Raw genomic sequence first — 17,713 nt, 5'->3', positions numbered from 1 at the left:
ACATCGCCGAGGCAGACGCGCCGCGTGAGGGTGACGATGCGGCGGAGCTTGATGTCGCCGGCGCGGCGCCACCGCCATTCTGTTCGATCATCATCCGGATCGCTTCATCCGGCGTCGGCAGATCGGCGACATAGGCGATCCGCACCAGCACCATCTCGGCGGCGGCGGCCGGGCGCGTCGCGGTCTGCACCTCGGCGATGCCCTTGAGCAGCATCTGCCACATCCGCGACAGCACGCGAAACGACAGCTTCGACGCGAATTCGCGCGCCCGCACCCGCTCGGTCTCGCCGAACGCGACATTGTCCGCGACCGTCGGGACCGCCTTCACACGGGTGACGAAATTGACGAACTCAGCAAGGTCGGACAGCACGACCACCGGATCGGCGCCGACGTCATATTGCGCGCGGAACTCGGCGAAGGCGCCGGCGAGATCGCCGCGCGCCAGCGAATCGAACAGGTCGATGACGCGGGTGCGGTCAGCGAGGCCGAGCATCTGCCGGACCGCGTCGGCCTTCACATTACCGGCGGCATGCGCGATCGCCTGGTCGAACAGCGACAGCGAATCGCGCACCGAGCCCTCAGCGGCGCGCGCGATGATGCCGAGCGCCTCGGGCTCGACCTCGACGCCTTCCTTGGTCGCGATGTTGCCGAGATGCTTCATCAGCACGTCGGCCTCGACGCGGCGCAGGTCGAAGCGCTGGCAGCGCGACAGCACCGTGATCGGCACTTTCCGGATTTCGGTGGTGGCGAACACGAACTTGGCGTGCTCCGGCGGCTCCTCCAGCGTCTTCAGGAAGGCGTTGAACGCCGCCGTCGACAGCATGTGGACTTCGTCGATGATGTAGACCTTGTAGCGCGCGCTCGCCGGCGCGTAGCGCACGCTGTCATTGATCTGGCGGACATCGTCGACGCCGGTGTGGGACGCGGCGTCCATCTCCAGCACGTCCATGTGCCGGCTTTCCATGATCGCCTGGCAGTGCACGCCGAGGTCGGGCATGTGGATGGTCGGCCCCTTCACCGAGCCGTCGGGCTTGGCGTAGTTCAAGGCGCGGGCGAGGATGCGCGCGGTCGTGGTCTTGCCGACCCCGCGGACGCCGGTGAGGATCCAGGCCTGCGGAATCCGCCCGGTCTCGAACGCGTTCGAGACGGTGCGGACCATGGCCTCCTGGCCGATCAGGTCCTCGAAGCTGGACGGGCGGTATTTGCGGGCGAGAACGCGGTAGGGCTTTGCGGCGTCCGGCGCTGCGCCGAGATCGAAACCGCTCTGGCCTGCGCCGTCGGACGGTTTGGAGGGGTCGCCAGCGTCATTCATGCGTCGATCCGCAACTTGGGTGTCTCTTCAGCCGGCGTGCGGATAGGAGCCAAAATCGAGCGCCGGGCGCGGAGACCGCCATTCCAGCGCGATTCGCTCGGAAAAACAGGTAGGAGACTGACGAGCGACCCGATCCGGACCTCGTTAGGGCTGCTTCCTTCCGGACCTGACCCGGTTGGCGAGTGGCTCGTCCACCGCCAATCTCCCGGTCCCTATTTGGGGCCAAAACCGCCGGAAAGCAAGCGGCCTGACCCGGCTTTGTAAGGCTGGCTTTGTGGGGCTTGTCTGGGAACACGGAAAGGCATTATTTGCCCCTCATGCCCGCCCCCAATTGGTCGCTGCATTCGCAGCTCAACAAAGACACCATCGACATCGGCGACCTGCCGCTGTGCAAGGTGCTCGTCATCAAGGATGCGCATTATCCCTGGCTGCTGCTGGTGCCGCGGCGCGACGGCGCGGTCGAGATCATCGACCTCGACGAGGTCGAGCAGGCGCAGCTGATGACGGAGATCACCCGCGTCTCGCGGGCCCTGAAAGAGGTCACCAAATGCGACAAGCTGAATGTCGCAGCCCTCGGCAACCTGGTCCCGCAGCTTCACGTCCATATCATCGCGCGCCGCACCAGCGACGCTGCATGGCCGCGTCCCGTTTGGGGCGTGATGCCGCCGCTGGCACATGACGCCGAGGAAGTGCAGAATTTCATCAGCGCGCTTCGCCGCAAGATCTGGTTGGGTTGAAAATTCAATGTCCGCATCCGATTCATTTCCGCTCGGCCAGCCGGCCTTCGTCACCCATGTGCTCGACCGCGCCGCGCATTTGCGCGGCAATGACGAGAAGCTGTTCGCGCTGGAGGGTCATCGCGAGGCTCGCGCCTACGTGATCTATCGCGACTCGCTGGTGGTGAAGCAGGAGGATGGCGGCGCCCGCGCGCTGCTGTCGCTGGAAGAGGCCCGCGGCTACGGCGCCAACCCCGGCACGATCTTCCTCGGCTTACGCGATAGCGCGCCGATCTTCGGCATGGGGATCGCGCCGCAGGCGGCGGAGAAGCTGGTCGGCCGCGGCGACGTCGCGATCACCGAATTGCGCGGCATGGCGATGCAGGGCGTGGTGCCGCCCGAACAGCTCTCGGCGATCGCAATGGCGAAATCGATGGTGACCTGGCATCAGCGCCACGGCTTCTGCGCCAATTGCGGCACCCGCACCGCGATGAGGGAGGGCGGCTGGAAGCGTGAATGCCCGAGCTGCAAGGCCGAGCACTTTCCGCGCACCGATCCGGTCGTGATCATGCTGGTCACGTCAGGCGACAAGGTGCTGCTCGGCCGGCAGAAGCAGTTCATGCCCGGGATGTATTCCTGCCTCGCAGGCTTCGTCGAGGCCGCCGAGACCATCGAGGATGCGGTCCGGCGCGAGATTTTCGAGGAATCCGGCATCCGCTGCACCGACGTCAATTACTACATGACGCAGCCCTGGCCCTACCCGTCATCGCTGATGATCGGCTGCACCGCGCGTGCGACCAGCGAGGATATCGTGGTCGACCGCACCGAATTGGAAGACGCGCGCTGGTTCGACCATGCCGAGGCGACGCTGATGCTCAAGCGCCAGCACCCGGACGGCCTCGCCGGTCCACATCCGTTCGCGATTGCCCATCATTTGCTCGGCCGCTGGGTGCACCACCGAAACCCGCTCGACCAATAGCGGGAACCGGACATCGTTCTGCCGATTAGACTGGTCACAGGTTGTGGCAGTTGACGGAACCATTGCGACGGATCCCTGCATGAATTTTCAAGACGGCGCCCCGAAAGTCCCGCCCCGCATCCTCTGCATCGGCCTGCCGGTGCGCGACCTGACGTTCCGCGTCGGCGTTCCGGCGCGCGGCTCCAAGGAGAACGCGACGCATTTCGAGGAGATCTGCGGCGGCAACGCGCTGAATGCCGCGATCGGCATCGTCCGGCTCGGCGGCCGCGTCTCGATCTGCGGACCGATGGGCGATTCGCGGGAGACCTCGAGCCGCTACATTTTCGACAAGCTGGCCCAGGAAGGCATCGAGACCAACCATCTCATCCACATGCCTGATCTGGTGACCCCGATCTCGGCGATCATGATCGACGATACCGGCGAGCGCACCATCGTCACCTTCCGCGACCCGGAGCTCTGGAAGGTCAAGCTGCCGCCGACCGAGCTGCTGCTGGAGGATTGCGCGGCGATCCTGACCGAGAGCCGCTGCGCGCCGTTCTGCACCGAGCTTTGCGCCGAGGCCGTCCGGCGCGGCATTCCCGTGGTGGTCGACGTCGACCGCGCGATGTCGATGCGGGAGGGGCTGCTCACCGCTTCCTCCCATCTGGTGTTTTCCAGCGAGCCGCTGCAGGAGACCGCCGACGTCACCGATGACGGCCAGGCGCTGCACAAACTCGCCAAGCTCACCCCCTCCTTCCTCGCCGGCACCCGTGGCCCGAAGGGCACGATCTGGCTCAATGAGCAGGGCGAGCTTGAGGAGACCCCAGCTTTCCCGGTCCATACTGTCGATACGCTCGGAGCCGGCGACGTCTTCCACGGGGCGTTTGCGCTGGCCATCACCGAGAAGCAGGAGCTGCGGCAGGCCCTACGTTTCGCCTCGGCCGCCGCAGCGCTGAAATGCACCCGTTTCGGGGGTGCTTATGCCGCACCGCAACGTGCTGAAGTTGAAGCGTTTTTGGGCGAACACGCCGAGGCCCGGCCGGCCTGACCGGCCACGAATCGCTTGCTTTGGAAGATTCTTCTCTATATGAGGGATATTGAACCTTCATGTGGAACTTTCTTCTATGACCGATGTCGCCATTCAGCTTCATGACAACAACCGCCGCCTCGACGCGATCGATCGCAAGATCCTGACCGTTTTGCAGGAGGATGCCTCGCTCTCCGTCGCCGAGATCGGCGACCGGGTCGGGCTGTCATCGACGCCGTGCTGGAAGCGCATCCAGCGGCTCGAGGCCGACGGCGTGATCCTGCGCCGCGTGGCGCTGGTCGATCAGAACAAGATCGGGCTCGGGATCTCCGTGTTCGTCTCGGTCGAGAGCGCCGACCATTCGGAAGCCTGGCTGCGCAAATTCGCCGACGCCGTCAGCGCCATGCCCGAAGTGATGGAATTCTACCGGATGGCCGGCGACGTCGACTACATGCTGCGCGTCGTGGTCGCCGACATGCAGGCCTACGACGTCTTCTACAAGAAGCTGATCTCGGCCGTGCCGCTGAAGAACGTCACCTCGCGCTTCGCGATGGAGAAGATCAAGTCGGTGACGGCGCTGCCGGTGCCCGCGGCGTAAGCGCCGCCGCACAACCCCACACGACACGTCGATACGCCCCCAGGTAGTCGGCCCCGTCGCGGTATTATGCTGCGATGGAGCCGGGGGAGATCATCCCAGCGAGGCGACGGCCCGCATGGCTAGGCGCGGCTGCATTGCTGATCGCGAGCTGGATCGCGGTCGCAATGCTGTCGTTGCAGGTCCGCGCGGGCACCGAAGTGGTGGCCGTGGCTTTTCCGCCGTGGTGGCGCGCCGAGCGCGCGCTGACGGCTGCCGCATCCGCCAATGCGTCGATCGTTCGGATGACCGCTATACCGGCCCTGCTGGTGGTACGGCCCGACCGCAATGGCGGGCTGCGCCGGCTGTACGAGGCGGGCGCCTTGCTGACCATGGATCCGCAGGCGATCGCCGGCTGCTTCAACGCGGACGACGATCTGGGGGTTGGGAATGACCTTCGAAGGCGATGAGATGGCCGCGCTGCGCGAGACGGCCAGCAAGATCCTGCTCGTGGTGCTCTGGCTGCACGTTCCGATCGCGGTCATCATCGGCATGACGCTCCACACCGAATGGCTGATGCCGGCCGGCTTCATGGTCGCGATGGCGCTGGCGGCGACACTGTCGTGGCGCATGTCGGGGAACGGTGTTTCAACGCGCCTGATCGTCGCCGTGGCCCTGATGGCCGGCGTGTCGATGCTGGTCTACCAATTCGCCGGCCACCGCTGGCAGGTCGACATGCACATGTACTTCTTCGCCGCGCTGGCGTGCCTGGTCGCCTATTGCGACTATCGGCCGATCGTCGCCGGCACCGTGGCCGTTGCCCTGCACCACCTGACGCTGAACTTCATCCTCCCGGCCGCGATCTATCCCGGCGGCGCCGATCTCGGCCGCGTCGTGCTGCACGCCGTGATCCTCCTGATCGAAGCCGGGGTGTTGATCTGGCTCGCGCACACGCTCGCCGATCTGTTCGAGAGGGCCGCGCAGAAGGCGGCGGAGGCCGAGGCCGCCAGCGCCGCCGCAGCGCGCGCCAATGCCGAGCGCATCGAGGGCGAAAAGGCCAAACACGACCGCGATGCCGCGCGGCGCGAGCTGGCCTTAGGCTTCGAGCGCAAGATCGGCGAGGTCGTCGAAGCCGTCGCGGTGGCCGCGAGCGCGATGCAGGGCCTGTCGGCAACGATGAACGGCAGCAACGCGGAAACCATTCGTCAGGCCACGGCGGCGGCCTCCGCATCGTCGCTGGCCTCGAGCAACGTAGAAACCGTCGCGTCGGCGACCGAGGAGCTGACGGCTTCGATCAACAACATCACCGAGCAGGTGACGCGCTCGGCGCGGATCGCGGCCAAGGCCGCCGAGGACGCACGCCGCACCAACACCGTCGTGCAAGGTCTTGCCGCCGGCACGCAGAAGATCGGCGAGGTGGTGACGTTGATCCAGAACATCGCCAGCCAGACCAATCTGCTCGCCTTGAACGCAACCATCGAAGCGGCGCGGGCCGGCGAGCATGGCCGCGGATTTGCTGTCGTCGCGAGCGAGGTCAAGGCGCTGGCCAACCAGACCGCCAAGGCGACCGAGGAGATTTCGATTCAGATCCAGGATATCCAGAGCGCGACCGGCGCCGCCGTCAGCGCGATCGGGACCATCGGAACCACCATCGCGGAGATCGACCAGGTCTCGGGCGAGATCGCGGCAGCCGTCGATCAGCAGGGCGCAGCGACCCGCGAGATCTCCAGCAATCTGCAGCAGGTGGCCGACCGCACGCGGGACGTCAACAAGGGTATCCTCAACGTCAACCGCGCCTCCGAACAGGCAGGCGGCGCGACCGCACAATTGCTCGATGCAGCCAACGGCCTGTCGTCGCAATCGGAATGGCTGAAGACCGAGCTGGACCGCTTCCTGGCCTCGCTGCGGGCGGCGTGAGCAAGGCAAGATCGGCGGCCTACCCCGCTGTCATCGCCCGGCTCGATGACCGGGCGATCCAGTACGCCGCGGCCCCTCGGCTCAATCACGACCATCTCTGGAATACTGGATCACCCGCCTTCGCCGCAAGCGGGTGATGACAATCCCGTTCGGTGAGAGCCCTGCTTCAGATCTTCTGATTGTACTCGCCGACCTCGGGGTGCGTGCGCAGCACGGAATCCATCGCTTCGAACATGTCGCGCATGCGCTGCTCGCTGACCGGGCTTTCCACCACGACCACGAGCTCCGGCTTGTTCGAGGAGGCGCGCACCAGGCCCCAACTGCCGTCCTCGACGGTGACGCGCACGCCGTTGACGGTGACGAGATCGCGGATGTTCTGGCCCGCGACCTGCGCGCCGTTCTGCTGCAGCGTCTGGAAGTGCTTCACCACGGCGTCGACCACGCCATACTTCGCCTCGTCGGCGCAATGCGGCGACATGGTCGGCGACGACCAGGTCTTCGGCAGCGCGTCCTTGAGGTCGGCCATCGACTTGCCGGGCGCGCGGTCGAGCATCTCGCAGATCGCGATCGCCGACACCAGGCCGTCGTCATAGCCGCGGCCGAACGGCTTGTTGAAGAAGAAGTGGCCCGACTTCTCGAAGCCGGCGAGCGCGCCGAGCTCGTTGGTGCGGCGCTTCATGTAGGAATGCCCGGTCTTCCAGTAGACCGTCTTCGCGCCCTGCTTCTGCAGAATCGGATCGGTCACGAACAGCCCTGTCGACTTCACGTCGACGACGAACTGGGCATTGGCGTTGATCGCCGACATGTCGCGCGCCAGCATGACGCCGACCTTGTCGGCAAAGATCTCCTCGCCGGTGTTGTCGACCACGCCGCAGCGGTCGCCGTCGCCGTCGAAGCCGAGGCCGATATCGGCCTTGTGCGCCAGCACCGCATCGCGGATCGCGTGCAGCATCTCCATGTCTTCCGGATTCGGATTGTATTTCGGGAAGGTGTGATCGAGCTCGGTATCGAGCGGAATCACCTCGCAGCCGATCGCCTCCAGCACCTGCGGCGCGAACGCGCCCGCGGTGCCGTTGCCGCAGGCCGCCACCACTTTCAGCTTGCGCTTCAGCTTCGGCCGGCTGGTGAGGTCGGCGATGTAACGCGCCGGATAGTTCTCGTGGAACTGGTAGGAGCCGCCGGCCTTGTTGTTGAACGCGGCGTCGAGCACGATCTGCTTCAGCCGCGTCATCTCGTCGGGGCCGAAAGTCAGCGGACGGTTGGCGCCCATCTTCACGCCGGTCCAGCCATTGTCGTTGTGCGAGGCGGTGACCATCGCGACGCAGGGCACGTCGAGGTCGAACTGCGCGAAATAGGCCATCGGCGTCACCGCGAGGCCGATGTCGTGCACCTTGCAGCCCGCCGCCATCAGGCCGGAGATCAGCGCGTATTTGATCGAGGCGGAATAGCCGCGGAAATCGTGGCCGGTGACGATCTCCTGCTTGACGCCGAGTTCTGCGATCAGCGCGCCGAGCCCCATGCCCAGCGCCTGCACGCCCATCAGGTTGATCTCCTTGTTGAACAGCCAGCGCGCGTCGTATTCGCGAAACCCGGTCGGCTTCACCATCGGCTCGGATTCGAACGCATAGGTGTTCGGGACCAGCGCGGATTTCGGCTTCGGAAACATCAGGAATGACCTCGTGGGAATCCGGAGGAACAATGCCGCTGGCTTTAGCGAATGCATCGCCAAAGCGGAAGGCATGATTGACGGCTTGTGGCTGATAATTACGGCAGATCTGGCGTCGGCGAAATACTGACGTCATCCACCCATCCTTGCACGGCGCCGCCGGCGACTGGCGACAGCCCAGCGGATCGGTGGCATCGCCGGCATCAAGCGCTTTGGCGGCGCCGAAGGTGGCGACTTTCCGAGTCGCAATGCGGGGATCGGTTTCGAGAGCGCGGAGCGCGCATGGGATGCTGCTCTCAAGGAAATGAAAGACCTTGGCACTCAATATTACCCGGAAGAGGCCAAGAGCAGGAGGGGCTTTATCCCGGAGTAGGGCGTGGAAATTCATAAGCGCGGCGGACTATATTACTACGATCAAATAGTGCGCGGGTTCCAAGACGGAGCGCTAGGCGACGGTGTGGGGCTTGGCGATAACGGTGCGTCCCACGTGGGCATATGCACTGGGATAATCAGCGTGAAAGTGATGGAGATAAAGAAAATGCGAAGGCTTGCCAATGGGCGCGGGGATGCCTGATTGGAATCGATACAAATACTGAGGCATGTCGATGAAAATGATCGCGCTCGCTGGAGCTTTATCGCTTCTATCTGCCAGTTCAACGTTATGTATGGCGAACTCTAGCGCCTGGTGTGCGGCGGATGTTGCGATTTTGAATTTCAAAAATTACAAAGGTCAAGATCTTGCAAGGATCGAGCTTCGCACGCTCAAAGCGGTTTGCGATCGCAACCCGGAAAAGGAAGGGTTTGGAGCAAACTTGGAACGCTCGATGCGCATTGAACACAATGGGCAATGGACTGACGTGCCGAAAGCGTGTCTATCCGGTTTTTCTTTTGCGGTGGAGGGGCTGGCGCTAACGGGCGGCGATGACAGTCTGGGCATATCTCTTATTGGAAAATCGACGGACAACGACGAGCGTATAAAACGCACGATATTCAAATTGCGTGATGGGGTTCTCTGCTATCAGATAGAGCGCTATCCGAATGTCGACGATCAGGATCACGAAATTAGGGAGTACGATAGGGACTTGCAGTGAGTACGCCGGGAGACCGGCTCAACACTCTGCGCAAGCGCTTCAGGCCTGATGTTGCCCGCGAACGTCTGGCGCAAATGGCGCGCCGTCGCGAAGATCGACTCGATTACCTTCTCATTCCCAAAATGTGAACAAGCAGCGCCCTGAACTCCCTCGAGGCTACTTGTATGTCCGCCCTCCTCAAGTTTCGCCGGAATTTTCCGCCGTTCGAGGAGACGATCCGCATCACGAAGGAAGACATCCAGCGGAAGACTTGATAGCGGACGACTTGGACAGGGCTTTGATGCCAATCGGCGTTACTGCTCCAGCAACAATTTGCCGCTGGCGTATTCGAAGCGCTTCAGCTTCGACAGGAAGGACAGGCCGAGCAGGTTTTCCGACAGCGCCTCGTCCGGCAGCACCATCGCGTCGACGTCGCGCACGGTGAGGCCACCGATCTCGATCATGGCGATGCGGGCACGCGCCGCCTTGATAGTGCCGTTCGCAGTGGTGACACGCGAGGTGTAATCGCCCGGCACCGGACGCAGGCCGAAGCGTGCGGCCGAGGTCTCGTTCAGGGCGACCACCGAGGCGCCGGTGTCGACCATGAAGTTGATGTGCTGGCCGTCGATCCGGCCATCGGTCTCGAAATGACCGCGCGGATCGGGCGCGATGCTCAGCGTACGGGCGCTGGCCTGCGCCACCGTGACGGCGGGGGCGGTGGTCTGCCTTGCGGTGGTCGCGGCGGCGGGCGCCATCTTGCTGGCCATCTGGGCCATGAAGGTGCCCAGCCCGATCAGGATGGCCGCGAAAATCATCAGGTTACGCATGACACCATACTCGGAAAACCGACCACACAATTTCACCACGCCGCACGCCCAGCCGCGAGCAAGCGCGGCAGCGTGAGCCTGCCATTTTGGCGAAAAGGATGAGCGAAGAGTTAATGCGAGCCCGGAGAGGCGGCCGAATGCAATCGGCCACCTGTCCAAGCGAGCAATTGCCGGCCCTCAGGCGGCCTTTCAGGCCGTCCTGGCGACCGGGCTCGGCATCGCCACGCGCAGCGCGTAATAGACCGCGCCTGCGATGCCGACACCGAAGAACCAGCCATAGACCGCCCACCACGCCGGCAGGATCGAGGTGAAGTTCGGCAGCACCGACGAGAACAGGGCGCCGACGGCGGCTGCGATCAGGGCGCTGGCGTTCCAGCCGTTCTGGAAGCGATATTCGCCGTGCTCCTGGTACAGCGCCGGCACGTTCACGCGACCTTTGGCGATCGGATAGTAATCGACCATCATGATCCCGTAGATCGGCCCCATGGTCGCGCCGATCAATCCGACGAACGAGGCGGCGCTGCCCTCCCAGGGCGCGAACGGATACAGCGCCAGCGCGATCAGCGCCGCGATGTAGCCGCCCTTCTTGAAGTCGATCTGGCGCGGAAACACGTTGGAGAAATCGAACGCCGGCGAGACGAAATTGGCGACGACGTTGATGCCGAGCGTCGCCACCGCGAAGGTGACCGCCGCGAGCAGCGCCAGGAACCAGCTGTCGAACTTCGCCGAGATCTGGTCGGGGTGCAGCAGCACCTCGTGATAGACGTTGAATGCTGCGATCGTGGTGACGCCGGCGACCAGCGAGAACAGGATCAGATTGACCGGCAGGCCCCAGATGTTGCCCTTGCGCAGGCCTTGACGTCGGGCGCGTAGCGCGAGAAGTCGCAGAAGTTGAGATAGAGCGCGGCGAAATAAGTGATCCAGGTCGCGGCGACGGCACAGAGCGCGGGGAACGTGCCGGGCTCGCCGGGCACGCCGGCATCCTTGGTCTTCTCCAGCAGCACATCCTGCGGGATCGGCGCGGTGAGCGAGATGCCGCCGGCCGCGATGCAGAGATAGATCGCGAGGACCAGCATCATCAGCCACACCGCCGGCCCCGCCCAGTCCTGGAAGCGGCGCACCGTTTCCATGCCGCGCTGGATGATCAGGAGTTGCAAAGCCCAGATCACGACGAAGCAGATCACCTCGAGCGTGGAATGGCCGAGCATGTGGCTCGACTGGTGGAACTCCTTGAAGCCGTCGATGCGCGTCAGCAACGCGACGATCGCGCCCGAGGCCGCCGCGGTCTGCGCGCCGTACCAGAAGCAGGCGACGATGGCGCGCACCAGCGCCGGAATGTTGGCGCCCCACACCCCGAACGAGGCGCGCGCCAGCACCGGATAGGGCACGCCGGTCCTGACGCCGGCATTGCCGATCAGGCTCATCAGCACGAAGATCACCAGCGAGCCGACGCCGATCGCGAGGATGAAGTTGACGAAGCTGCCGCAGAGCAGGAACAGGCTGGCGGCGAGATAATAGCCCCAGAGGCTGTGCACGTCCGAGGTCCAGACGTTGAAGATGCTGAAGGCGCCCCAATTGCGCTCCCTGGCCGGTGCCAGGTCTTCATTGTACAGCGACGGCGATGCGTTCTTGATCTCCAGGTTCTTGAAGCTCATGGCGACCTCCCCAAAGTGCGAGCCCGTGATCCCATCCCAGCATGCAAATCTAATCACCGTTTGCCGGCACTCGCCAGCGTTACGTCCCCCGGATGGTGCGGATCTATGCCCGTCATTGCGAGCGAAGCGAAGCAATCCATCGTGCGGCATGCGCGGAACGATGGATTGCTTCGTCGCTATCGCTCCTCGCAATGACGGCGATGTATGAAATTCGCGACCCGTCAGGTGCCGCGCGGCTTCACGCGCCTGGTCGGCATCGCGCTGGCGGGATCTTCCGGCCAGGGATGACGCGGATAGCGGCCGCGCAGGTCGGAGCGCACCGCGGCGTAACTGCCGCGCCAGAAACCCGGCAGATCGCGCGTCACCTGCACCGGGCGCTGCGCCGGCGACAGTAGTTCCAGCACCAGCGGCACCGCGCCCTTGGCGATCGACGGATGGGTGTTGAGCCCGAACAGCTCCTGCAACCGCACCGCGATGGTCGGCCCCTGCTCGGCCTCGTAGTCGATCGCAAGCTGCGTTCCGGTCGGCGCCTCGAAATGCGTCGGCGCCTCGCGATCGAGCCGCGCGCGCAATTCCCACGGCAACAGCGCCAGCAACGCCTCCGAGAGATCACCGGCCGACAGATCCTTCAGCGCAGTCTTGTCGTAGAGCGCTCCCACCAGCCAGTCGTCGGCCCGCGCGGCAAGCGCCGCGTCGGACAAATCGGGCCAGCTGTCGTCCTCGGCCTTGCGCAGGAACATGACGCGGTCGCGCCATTGTTTCGCTTGCTTCGACCAGGGCAGCCGGTCGAGCCCGGCCGCGATCAGGCCGTCGGCGAAGATGCGCGCGGTCTCGGCCGACGGCTTGAGCGGCATCGGCGCCTCCGCGAACGTGATCGCATGCAGCGAACGGCGGCGCCGCGCGCGCAGCGCCATCGCACCGCGATCGAACGTCACCTCTTCCACATTCTCGATCTGGTCGGCGAAGCGCTGCTCGATCTCCTCCTGGGTGATCGGCGCCGCCAGCAGGATGCGGCCGTTCGCGGCCGTGCCGGTCAATTCGGCGACCGCGATGAAGGGCAACCGCGCCAGCGCCGCGGTCTGCTCCACCGCAGCGCCCCGGCCATTGGCCAGCACGAAGCTGCCATTGCCGCGGTTCTTCGCGACCCGATCCGGAAACGCGAAGGCCAGCATGACGCCGGTGGAAAGATCCTTCTGCTCGCTCACCGCCACCTTCACCTGCGAAGCCCAGCGCGCGGCCATGCTGCGCGCGCTCGAAGCCCGCTGCGAGCGGTCGCGGCGGAACTGGTCGAGCCTGACGTCGAGATCGACGCTGTCGCCGCCGAGCCCCCGCTCGGTCAGCACAGCGGCGATCTCGGCCGCCTCCTCGCCCATGCCGAAACGGGCGGAATCCACGATCATGCGCGCCAGCCGCGGCGGCAGCGCCAGCGCGCGCAGGCTCTTGCCCTCCTCGGTGATGCGGCCATCGCCGTCGAGCGCACCGAGCTCTAACAGTAACGATCTCGCTTCCTTCAGCGCCGGCCCCGGCAGCGGATCGAGGAAGGCAAGGCTCGCGGGATCGCTGACGCCCCATTGCGCGAGGTCGAGCACCAGCGAGGACAGATCGGCGGAGAGGATTTCGGGCGCAGTATAGGCCGGCAGCGACGCGGTCTGCGGCTCGTCCCAGAGACGGTAGCAGACACCGGGTTCGATACGGCCGGCGCGGCCCCGGCGCTGATCGACCGCGGCGCGCGAGGCCCGCACGGTCTCCAGTCGCGTCAGCGCCATGTCCGGCTCGTAGCGCGGCACCCGCGCCAGGCCGGAATCGACCACGATGCGCACGCCCTCGATGGTCAGCGAGGTCTCGGCAATCGAAGTCGCCAGCACCACCTTGCGGATGCCCTTGGGCGCCGGTGCGATGGCGCGGTCCTGTACGGCTGCATCGAGCGCGCCGAACAGCGGCACGATCTCGACCGAGGCGTCGTGCACACGCTCGGCGAGGAACGTTTGCGTGCGCCGGATCTCGGCCGCGCCCGGCAGGAAGGCCAGCACCGAGCCGGCATCGGCGCGCAGCGCGGTCGCGATCGTCTCGGCCATCTGCCGCTCCACCGGCGCATCGACCTTGCGGCCGACGTAACGGGTCTCGACCGGAAAGGCGCGGCCCTCGCTCTCGACGACAGGCGCATCGCCGAGCAGTTTGGCGACGCGCGCGCCGTCGAGGGTGGCCGACATCACCAGGATGCGCAAATCCTCGCGCAGGCCGGTTTGCGCGTCGCGCGCCAGCGCCAGGCCAAGATCGGCATCGAGCGAGCGCTCGTGGAATTCGTCGAACAACACCGCGGCGACGCCGTTGAGCTCGGGATCGTCGAGGATCTGGCGTGAGAAAATGCCCTCGGTAACGACCTCGATCCGCGTCGCGCGCGACACCTTCGAGCCGAAGCGCACGCGATAGCCGACGGTCTCGCCGGGACGCTCGCCGAGCGTCTTCGCCATCCGCTCGGCGCTGGCGCGCGCGGCGATGCGGCGCGGCTCCAGCACGATGATCTTCTTGTCCCTGGCCCAGGGCGCATCGAGCAACGCCAGCGGCACGCGCGTGGTCTTGCCGGCGCCGGGCGGCGCGACCAGCACGGCGGCGTTGTGGCGATCGAGCGTGCGGTCGAGCTCATCGAGCACGGCGTCGATCGGCAGCGGGCTATCGAAATGGTGCGGCAAGCAGTCTCATCGCAGGCCACGGCCCTCGGCCAGCCTTGCGTCCTGTGGTTAACGAGCGTCGGATTCTCTTAGGATTTCCGGGGCTCTTAGACCATTCGTCTGGTCGAGGGAACCGGGGAAAGGGCCGGGTTAAGGTGGCACATCCCTTGTACTGATAAAGGAGAAAGCAACCGATCGGGCCGATGATGGGGCCCGACCACACCGAAACAGGACAAGGATGACCACAAACGGCACAACAGCTGCGACAGATCGTTCCCTTGATCGATCACCTGATCGATCACTTGGGAACGCGGGCGCGCGTGTCGATTGGGTCGACTATGCCAAGGGCATCTGCATCATCATGGTGGTGATGATGCACTCGGTGCTGGGGGTCGAGAAGGCCGCCGAGCAGACCGGCTTCATGCATTATGTCGTGATGTTCGCAAAGCCGTTCCGGATGCCGGACTTCTTCCTGATCTCCGGGCTGTTCCTGTCGGTCGTGATCGATCGCGACTGGCGCACCTATCTCGATCGCAAAGTGATGCACTTCGCCTACTTCTACGTGCTGTGGGTGACGATCCAGTTCGGTTTCAAGGCGCCGTCGCTGGCCGCCGAGGCGGGTTGGGCCGAGGCTGGGCTGGAATATCTCGCCTCCTTCGTCCAGCCGTTCGGCACGCTGTGGTTCATCTATCTGCTGCCGATCTTCTTCCTCGTCACCAAGCTCACCCGCAACGTCCACCCGCTCGTGATCTGGCTGATCGCAGCAGCATTGGAGTCGGCGCACGTCGCGACCGGCTGGTACGTGATCGACGAGTTCAGCGCCCGCTTCGTCTATTTCTACACCGGCTATGTCCTGGCCGATTACGTGTTCGCGCTGTCGGACCGTGCACGGTCGCGGCCGGCGCTTGCCCTGCTCGGGCTTGGGTTCTGGGCGCTGATCAATGGCGGCCTGGTCGCGCTCGATATCAGTGAATGGCCGATCGTCTCGCTGGCACTCGGCTTTGCCGGCGCCTGCGCCATCGTCGTGTCCGGCACGCTGCTGGCACGTGCGCACTGGCTCGGCTTCCTGCGCTTTTGCGGCGAGCACTCGATCGTGATCTACCTCGCCTTCTTCCTGCCGATGGCCGCGACACGCACCCTTCTGCTGCGGTTCGACATTATCCCCGACATCGGCCTGATCTCGCTGATCGTGACCGCGGCCGGCGTCGCCGGCTCGCTCCTGATCTGGCGGCTGGCACTGGCGGTTCGGGCCAATTTCCTGTTCGAGCGGCCCGATGCGTTCTGGATTGCCCCGAAAAAGGCAGCGCCCGCTTTGCAGGCGGCCGAATAGGCCCCAACAGTGCCGAAAGTCACGGGCCGGAATCGTTCCCGGCGGGGCTAAACCGGCCGCTCTAATTTTCCACACGTTGAAATTATTGGATTTTCGGCCCCGAATGTTTCGTCGTCCGGCCGGCGACGAAACAATTCTCCCGGTCACGAAACCATTTTCCGCTTTTCGCGCAGACATCCGGAAACGGGCGGTAACTAGCTTTCTCCCAACGAACCGCCGCCCAACGGCGAACTGGGAGCCTGTCATGCCGAACGTCATCGCCATCAACTCTGCAGCCACGAAGCATATCGATGCTGCTCGCGCGACCTCGGATGAAATGCTGCTCGCGCGTATCGCCAAGAATAACCGCACCTCGATGCACACGCTCTATGCCCGTCACAACGTCCGGGTTTACCGCTTCGTGCTCCGCATGGTGCGCGACACCACAATGGCCGAGGATCTGGTGAGCCAGGTGTTCCTGGACGTCTGGCGCACGGCGGCCCAGTTCGAGGGCCGCTCGCAGGTCTCGACCTGGCTGCTGTCGATCGCCCGCTTCAAGGCGCTGACCGCGCTGCGCCAGCGCAAGCATGAGGACATCGACCAGGACGACGTGCTGGAGATCGCTGACGGCGCCGACACGCCGGAAACCTCGCTCGATCGCGCCACCACCAGCGAGATCCTGCGTGCCTGCGTGGCCAAGCTGTCGCCGGCGCACCGCGAGATCATCAATCTGGTCTACTACCATGAGAAGTCGGTCGAAGAGGCCGGGCAGATCATCGGGATCCCGCAGAGCACGGTGAAGACCCGCATGTTCTATGCCCGCAAGCAGCTCGCCGACCTCCTCCGGGGTGCCGGCGTGGACAGCGTCGCGGCATAAAATATCGTAAATTCAGTAACTTGACGGGAGATCGAGCGATTCGGGCAATTGTCGACGAAGCCAAAAAAGTCAGGCGACGAAACAATTGAAACAATCGACGACATCACCCGGAAAAACCCGATCTCTATACCCATATCGAACGACGCAACCCCAACCCCAATTCACTGACCCAGTTTCGATACTTCCCTTCGTCCTAACCTCCCAAGTAACCTCCAACGACCCGGCCGGGATGCCCCCCAGCCGGGTCGCTCTGTTTTTGGCGCGACGTCGTGAGGCCGAGCACGCCTCGTCTCACACAGACGTGACGGCGCCCGCGATTGCCCCGAAGTAACGGCCACACCGTCCTCGCGAAGAACATCTGGCGTACCCGCATGGCCCTCTGGCGCGCGGGGACTTCTGATGGACGGACGACGATGCTCAGCCTTGCCCCTGCCCTTACCTTGGCCCTGCTTGCCGGTGTCGCCACCGTCGCCGCGCCCTGCACCCTGCCGATGCTGCCGATCCTGCTTGGGGTATCGATAGGCCAGACCGGCAAGGCGCGGCCTGCGATGATCGCGCTCGGCTTCGTGATGTCATTCTCTGCGGTGGCATTGCTGCTGAGCGCGATCACGCGCGCATTCGATTTCGATCCCAACCTGCTGCGGACCGGCGCGGCCGTCCTGCTCGCGGGCTTCGGCCTCCTGATGATCTGGCCGGCGCCGTTCGAATGGCTGTCGGTCCGGCTCACGGGCGCCACCAGCAGCCTCGGTCAGGCTGCGCCGTCGCAAAGCCTGTTCGGCGGCTTCGTGCTCGGCTCTACGCTCGGCCTGGTGTGGACGCCGTGCGCCGGACCCGTGCTCGGCTCGATCCTGACCATCGTCGCGACCTCGAAGGATACCGCGTGGGCGAGCCTCCAGCTCGTCACCTACGCGATCGGCGCCGCGATCCCGATGCTTGCGATTGCCTATGGCGGGCAGGCCGTCACCACCCGCGTGCGCAGCATGGCGCGGATCGCACCGCGCCTGCAGCAAGGCTTCGGCGTCGTGATCATCGGCTTCGCCGCGCTGTCCTACCTGCAATACGACACGCTGATCGTGGCGTGGCTGACCCAGTTCTATCCCAACGGCCAGATCGGCCTGTGAGCTTATAAGGAGAGT

Annotated in this window: 14 protein-coding genes, 1 other RNA gene and 1 pseudogene; 10 read left to right on the top strand and 6 right to left on the bottom strand. The window is 64.8% G+C overall.

From position 1 onward, the window contains the following. Together H8A95_RS25460 and ffs are read right to left on the bottom strand one after the other, a co-directional pair. Positions 1-1,312, bottom strand: a 1,312-nt coding sequence (locus tag H8A95_RS25460; RefSeq protein ID WP_229185615.1) for a DNA polymerase III subunit gamma/tau, incomplete at its 3' end; no start/stop codon positions are given. A 109-nt stretch (positions 1,313-1,421) separates the two neighbouring features. After that, positions 1,422-1,518, bottom strand: an RNA gene (gene ffs / locus H8A95_RS25455) — signal recognition particle sRNA small type. Positions 1,519-1,629: 111 nt separating this feature from the next. Here ffs and H8A95_RS25450 point away from each other — a divergent pair. The 6 genes from H8A95_RS25450 (at position 1,630) to H8A95_RS25425 (ending at position 6,504) form a co-directional block, all read left to right on the top strand. Further along, on the top strand, positions 1,630-2,049 hold the full coding sequence (locus H8A95_RS25450) for an HIT domain-containing protein (RefSeq protein WP_229185613.1): 420 nt from the start codon (positions 1,630-1,632) through the stop codon (positions 2,047-2,049). 7 nt (positions 2,050-2,056) lie between these two features. Beyond that, positions 2,057-3,007 carry an NAD(+) diphosphatase gene (gene nudC, locus H8A95_RS25445; protein ID WP_229185612.1) on the top strand — a complete coding sequence of 317 codons (951 nt, stop codon included), beginning with the start codon at positions 2,057-2,059 and terminating at the stop codon, positions 3,005-3,007. A 79-nt stretch (positions 3,008-3,086) separates the two neighbouring features. After that, entirely contained in the window at positions 3,087-4,034 is a 948-nt protein-coding gene (locus tag H8A95_RS25440) for a sugar kinase (protein WP_229185610.1), read from the top strand. A gap of 76 nt (positions 4,035-4,110) precedes the next feature. After that, the gene (locus H8A95_RS25435; protein ID WP_024578797.1) at positions 4,111-4,611 is read left to right on the top strand and encodes an Lrp/AsnC family transcriptional regulator; all 501 of its coding nucleotides are present in this window, start codon (positions 4,111-4,113) and stop codon (positions 4,609-4,611) included. A 134-nt stretch (positions 4,612-4,745) separates the two neighbouring features. After that, on the top strand, positions 4,746-5,057 hold the full coding sequence (locus H8A95_RS25430; protein ID WP_229185608.1) for a hypothetical protein: 312 nt from the start codon (positions 4,746-4,748) through the stop codon (positions 5,055-5,057). Then, on the top strand, positions 5,038-6,504 hold the full coding sequence (locus H8A95_RS25425) for a methyl-accepting chemotaxis protein (protein ID WP_229185606.1): 1,467 nt from the start codon (positions 5,038-5,040) through the stop codon (positions 6,502-6,504). The genes H8A95_RS25430 and H8A95_RS25425 overlap by 20 nt, the downstream gene beginning before the upstream one ends. A 166-nt stretch (positions 6,505-6,670) precedes the next feature. Here H8A95_RS25425 and H8A95_RS25420 read toward each other — a convergent pair whose 3' ends face one another. Continuing rightward, a complete protein-coding gene (locus H8A95_RS25420; RefSeq protein ID WP_229185604.1) occupies positions 6,671-8,170 on the bottom strand; it encodes a phosphomannomutase/phosphoglucomutase in 1,500 nt (499 codons plus the stop codon). Between the two features lie 605 nt (positions 8,171-8,775). On the opposite strand from H8A95_RS25420, the gene H8A95_RS25415 reads away from it, so the two are divergent. Beyond that, on the top strand, positions 8,776-9,261 hold the full coding sequence (locus tag H8A95_RS25415) for a hypothetical protein (RefSeq protein ID WP_229185602.1): 486 nt from the start codon (positions 8,776-8,778) through the stop codon (positions 9,259-9,261). Between the two features lie 293 nt (positions 9,262-9,554). Here the strand turns inward: H8A95_RS25415 and H8A95_RS25410 are convergent, their stop codons facing one another. The 3 genes and pseudogenes from H8A95_RS25410 to hrpB form a co-directional block, all read right to left on the bottom strand. Further along, positions 9,555-10,067 carry a TIGR02281 family clan AA aspartic protease gene (locus H8A95_RS25410; protein ID WP_229185601.1) on the bottom strand — a complete coding sequence of 171 codons (513 nt, stop codon included), beginning with the start codon at positions 10,065-10,067 and terminating at the stop codon, positions 9,555-9,557. A 189-nt stretch (positions 10,068-10,256) separates the two neighbouring features. Continuing rightward, positions 10,257-11,722, bottom strand: a pseudogene (locus tag H8A95_RS25405) (NCS1 family nucleobase:cation symporter-1). 221 nt (positions 11,723-11,943) lie between these two features. Next, complete coding sequence (gene hrpB, locus H8A95_RS25400; RefSeq protein ID WP_229185599.1) at positions 11,944-14,412, bottom strand: ATP-dependent helicase HrpB; 2,469 nt, start codon at positions 14,410-14,412, stop codon at positions 11,944-11,946. Positions 14,413-14,629: 217 nt separating this feature from the next. Here hrpB and H8A95_RS25395 point away from each other — a divergent pair, with 217 nt between their 5' ends. From H8A95_RS25395 to H8A95_RS25385, 3 genes are all read left to right on the top strand, one after another. Then, positions 14,630-15,721, top strand: coding sequence for an acyltransferase family protein (locus tag H8A95_RS25395; protein WP_229185597.1), 1,092 nt, complete (start codon positions 14,630-14,632; stop codon positions 15,719-15,721). Positions 15,722-15,965: 244 nt separating this feature from the next. Next, complete coding sequence (locus H8A95_RS25390; RefSeq protein WP_163158372.1) at positions 15,966-16,577, top strand: sigma-70 family RNA polymerase sigma factor; 612 nt, start codon at positions 15,966-15,968, stop codon at positions 16,575-16,577. Between the two features lie 413 nt (positions 16,578-16,990). Next, a complete protein-coding gene (locus H8A95_RS25385) occupies positions 16,991-17,698 on the top strand; it encodes a cytochrome c biogenesis CcdA family protein (RefSeq protein WP_229185595.1) in 708 nt (235 codons plus the stop codon). Positions 17,699-17,713: the final 15 nt, after the last annotated feature.

The organism is Bradyrhizobium oropedii (genome assembly GCF_020889685.1).
GTDB classification, from domain to species: domain Bacteria; phylum Pseudomonadota; class Alphaproteobacteria; order Rhizobiales; family Xanthobacteraceae; genus Bradyrhizobium; species Bradyrhizobium oropedii.
The sequence above is the reverse complement of the archived record's forward strand: the minus strand, read 5'-3'. Positions and strand labels throughout refer to the sequence as shown.

Bases quoted from the DNA above. Each gene is read 5' to 3' on its own strand.
- H8A95_RS25450 (WP_229185613.1), top strand. From the start codon at position 1,630: ATGCCCGCCCCCAATTGGTCGCTGCATTCGCAGCTCAACAAAGACACC.
- nudC (WP_229185612.1), top strand. From the start codon at position 2,057: ATGTCCGCATCCGATTCATTTCCGCTCGGCCAGCCGGCCTTCGTCACC.
- H8A95_RS25440 (WP_229185610.1), top strand. From the start codon at position 3,087: ATGAATTTTCAAGACGGCGCCCCGAAAGTCCCGCCCCGCATCCTCTGC.
- H8A95_RS25435 (WP_024578797.1), top strand. From the start codon at position 4,111: ATGACCGATGTCGCCATTCAGCTTCATGACAACAACCGCCGCCTCGAC.
- H8A95_RS25425 (WP_229185606.1), top strand. From the start codon at position 5,038: ATGACCTTCGAAGGCGATGAGATGGCCGCGCTGCGCGAGACGGCCAGC.
- H8A95_RS25420 (WP_229185604.1), bottom strand. From the start codon at position 8,170: ATGTTTCCGAAGCCGAAATCCGCGCTGGTCCCGAACACCTATGCGTTC.
- H8A95_RS25415 (WP_229185602.1), top strand. From the start codon at position 8,776: ATGAAAATGATCGCGCTCGCTGGAGCTTTATCGCTTCTATCTGCCAGT.
- H8A95_RS25410 (WP_229185601.1), bottom strand. From the start codon at position 10,067: ATGCGTAACCTGATGATTTTCGCGGCCATCCTGATCGGGCTGGGCACC.
- H8A95_RS25395 (WP_229185597.1), top strand. From the start codon at position 14,630: ATGACCACAAACGGCACAACAGCTGCGACAGATCGTTCCCTTGATCGA.
- H8A95_RS25390 (WP_163158372.1), top strand. From the start codon at position 15,966: ATGCCGAACGTCATCGCCATCAACTCTGCAGCCACGAAGCATATCGAT.
- H8A95_RS25385 (WP_229185595.1), top strand. From the start codon at position 16,991: ATGCTCAGCCTTGCCCCTGCCCTTACCTTGGCCCTGCTTGCCGGTGTC.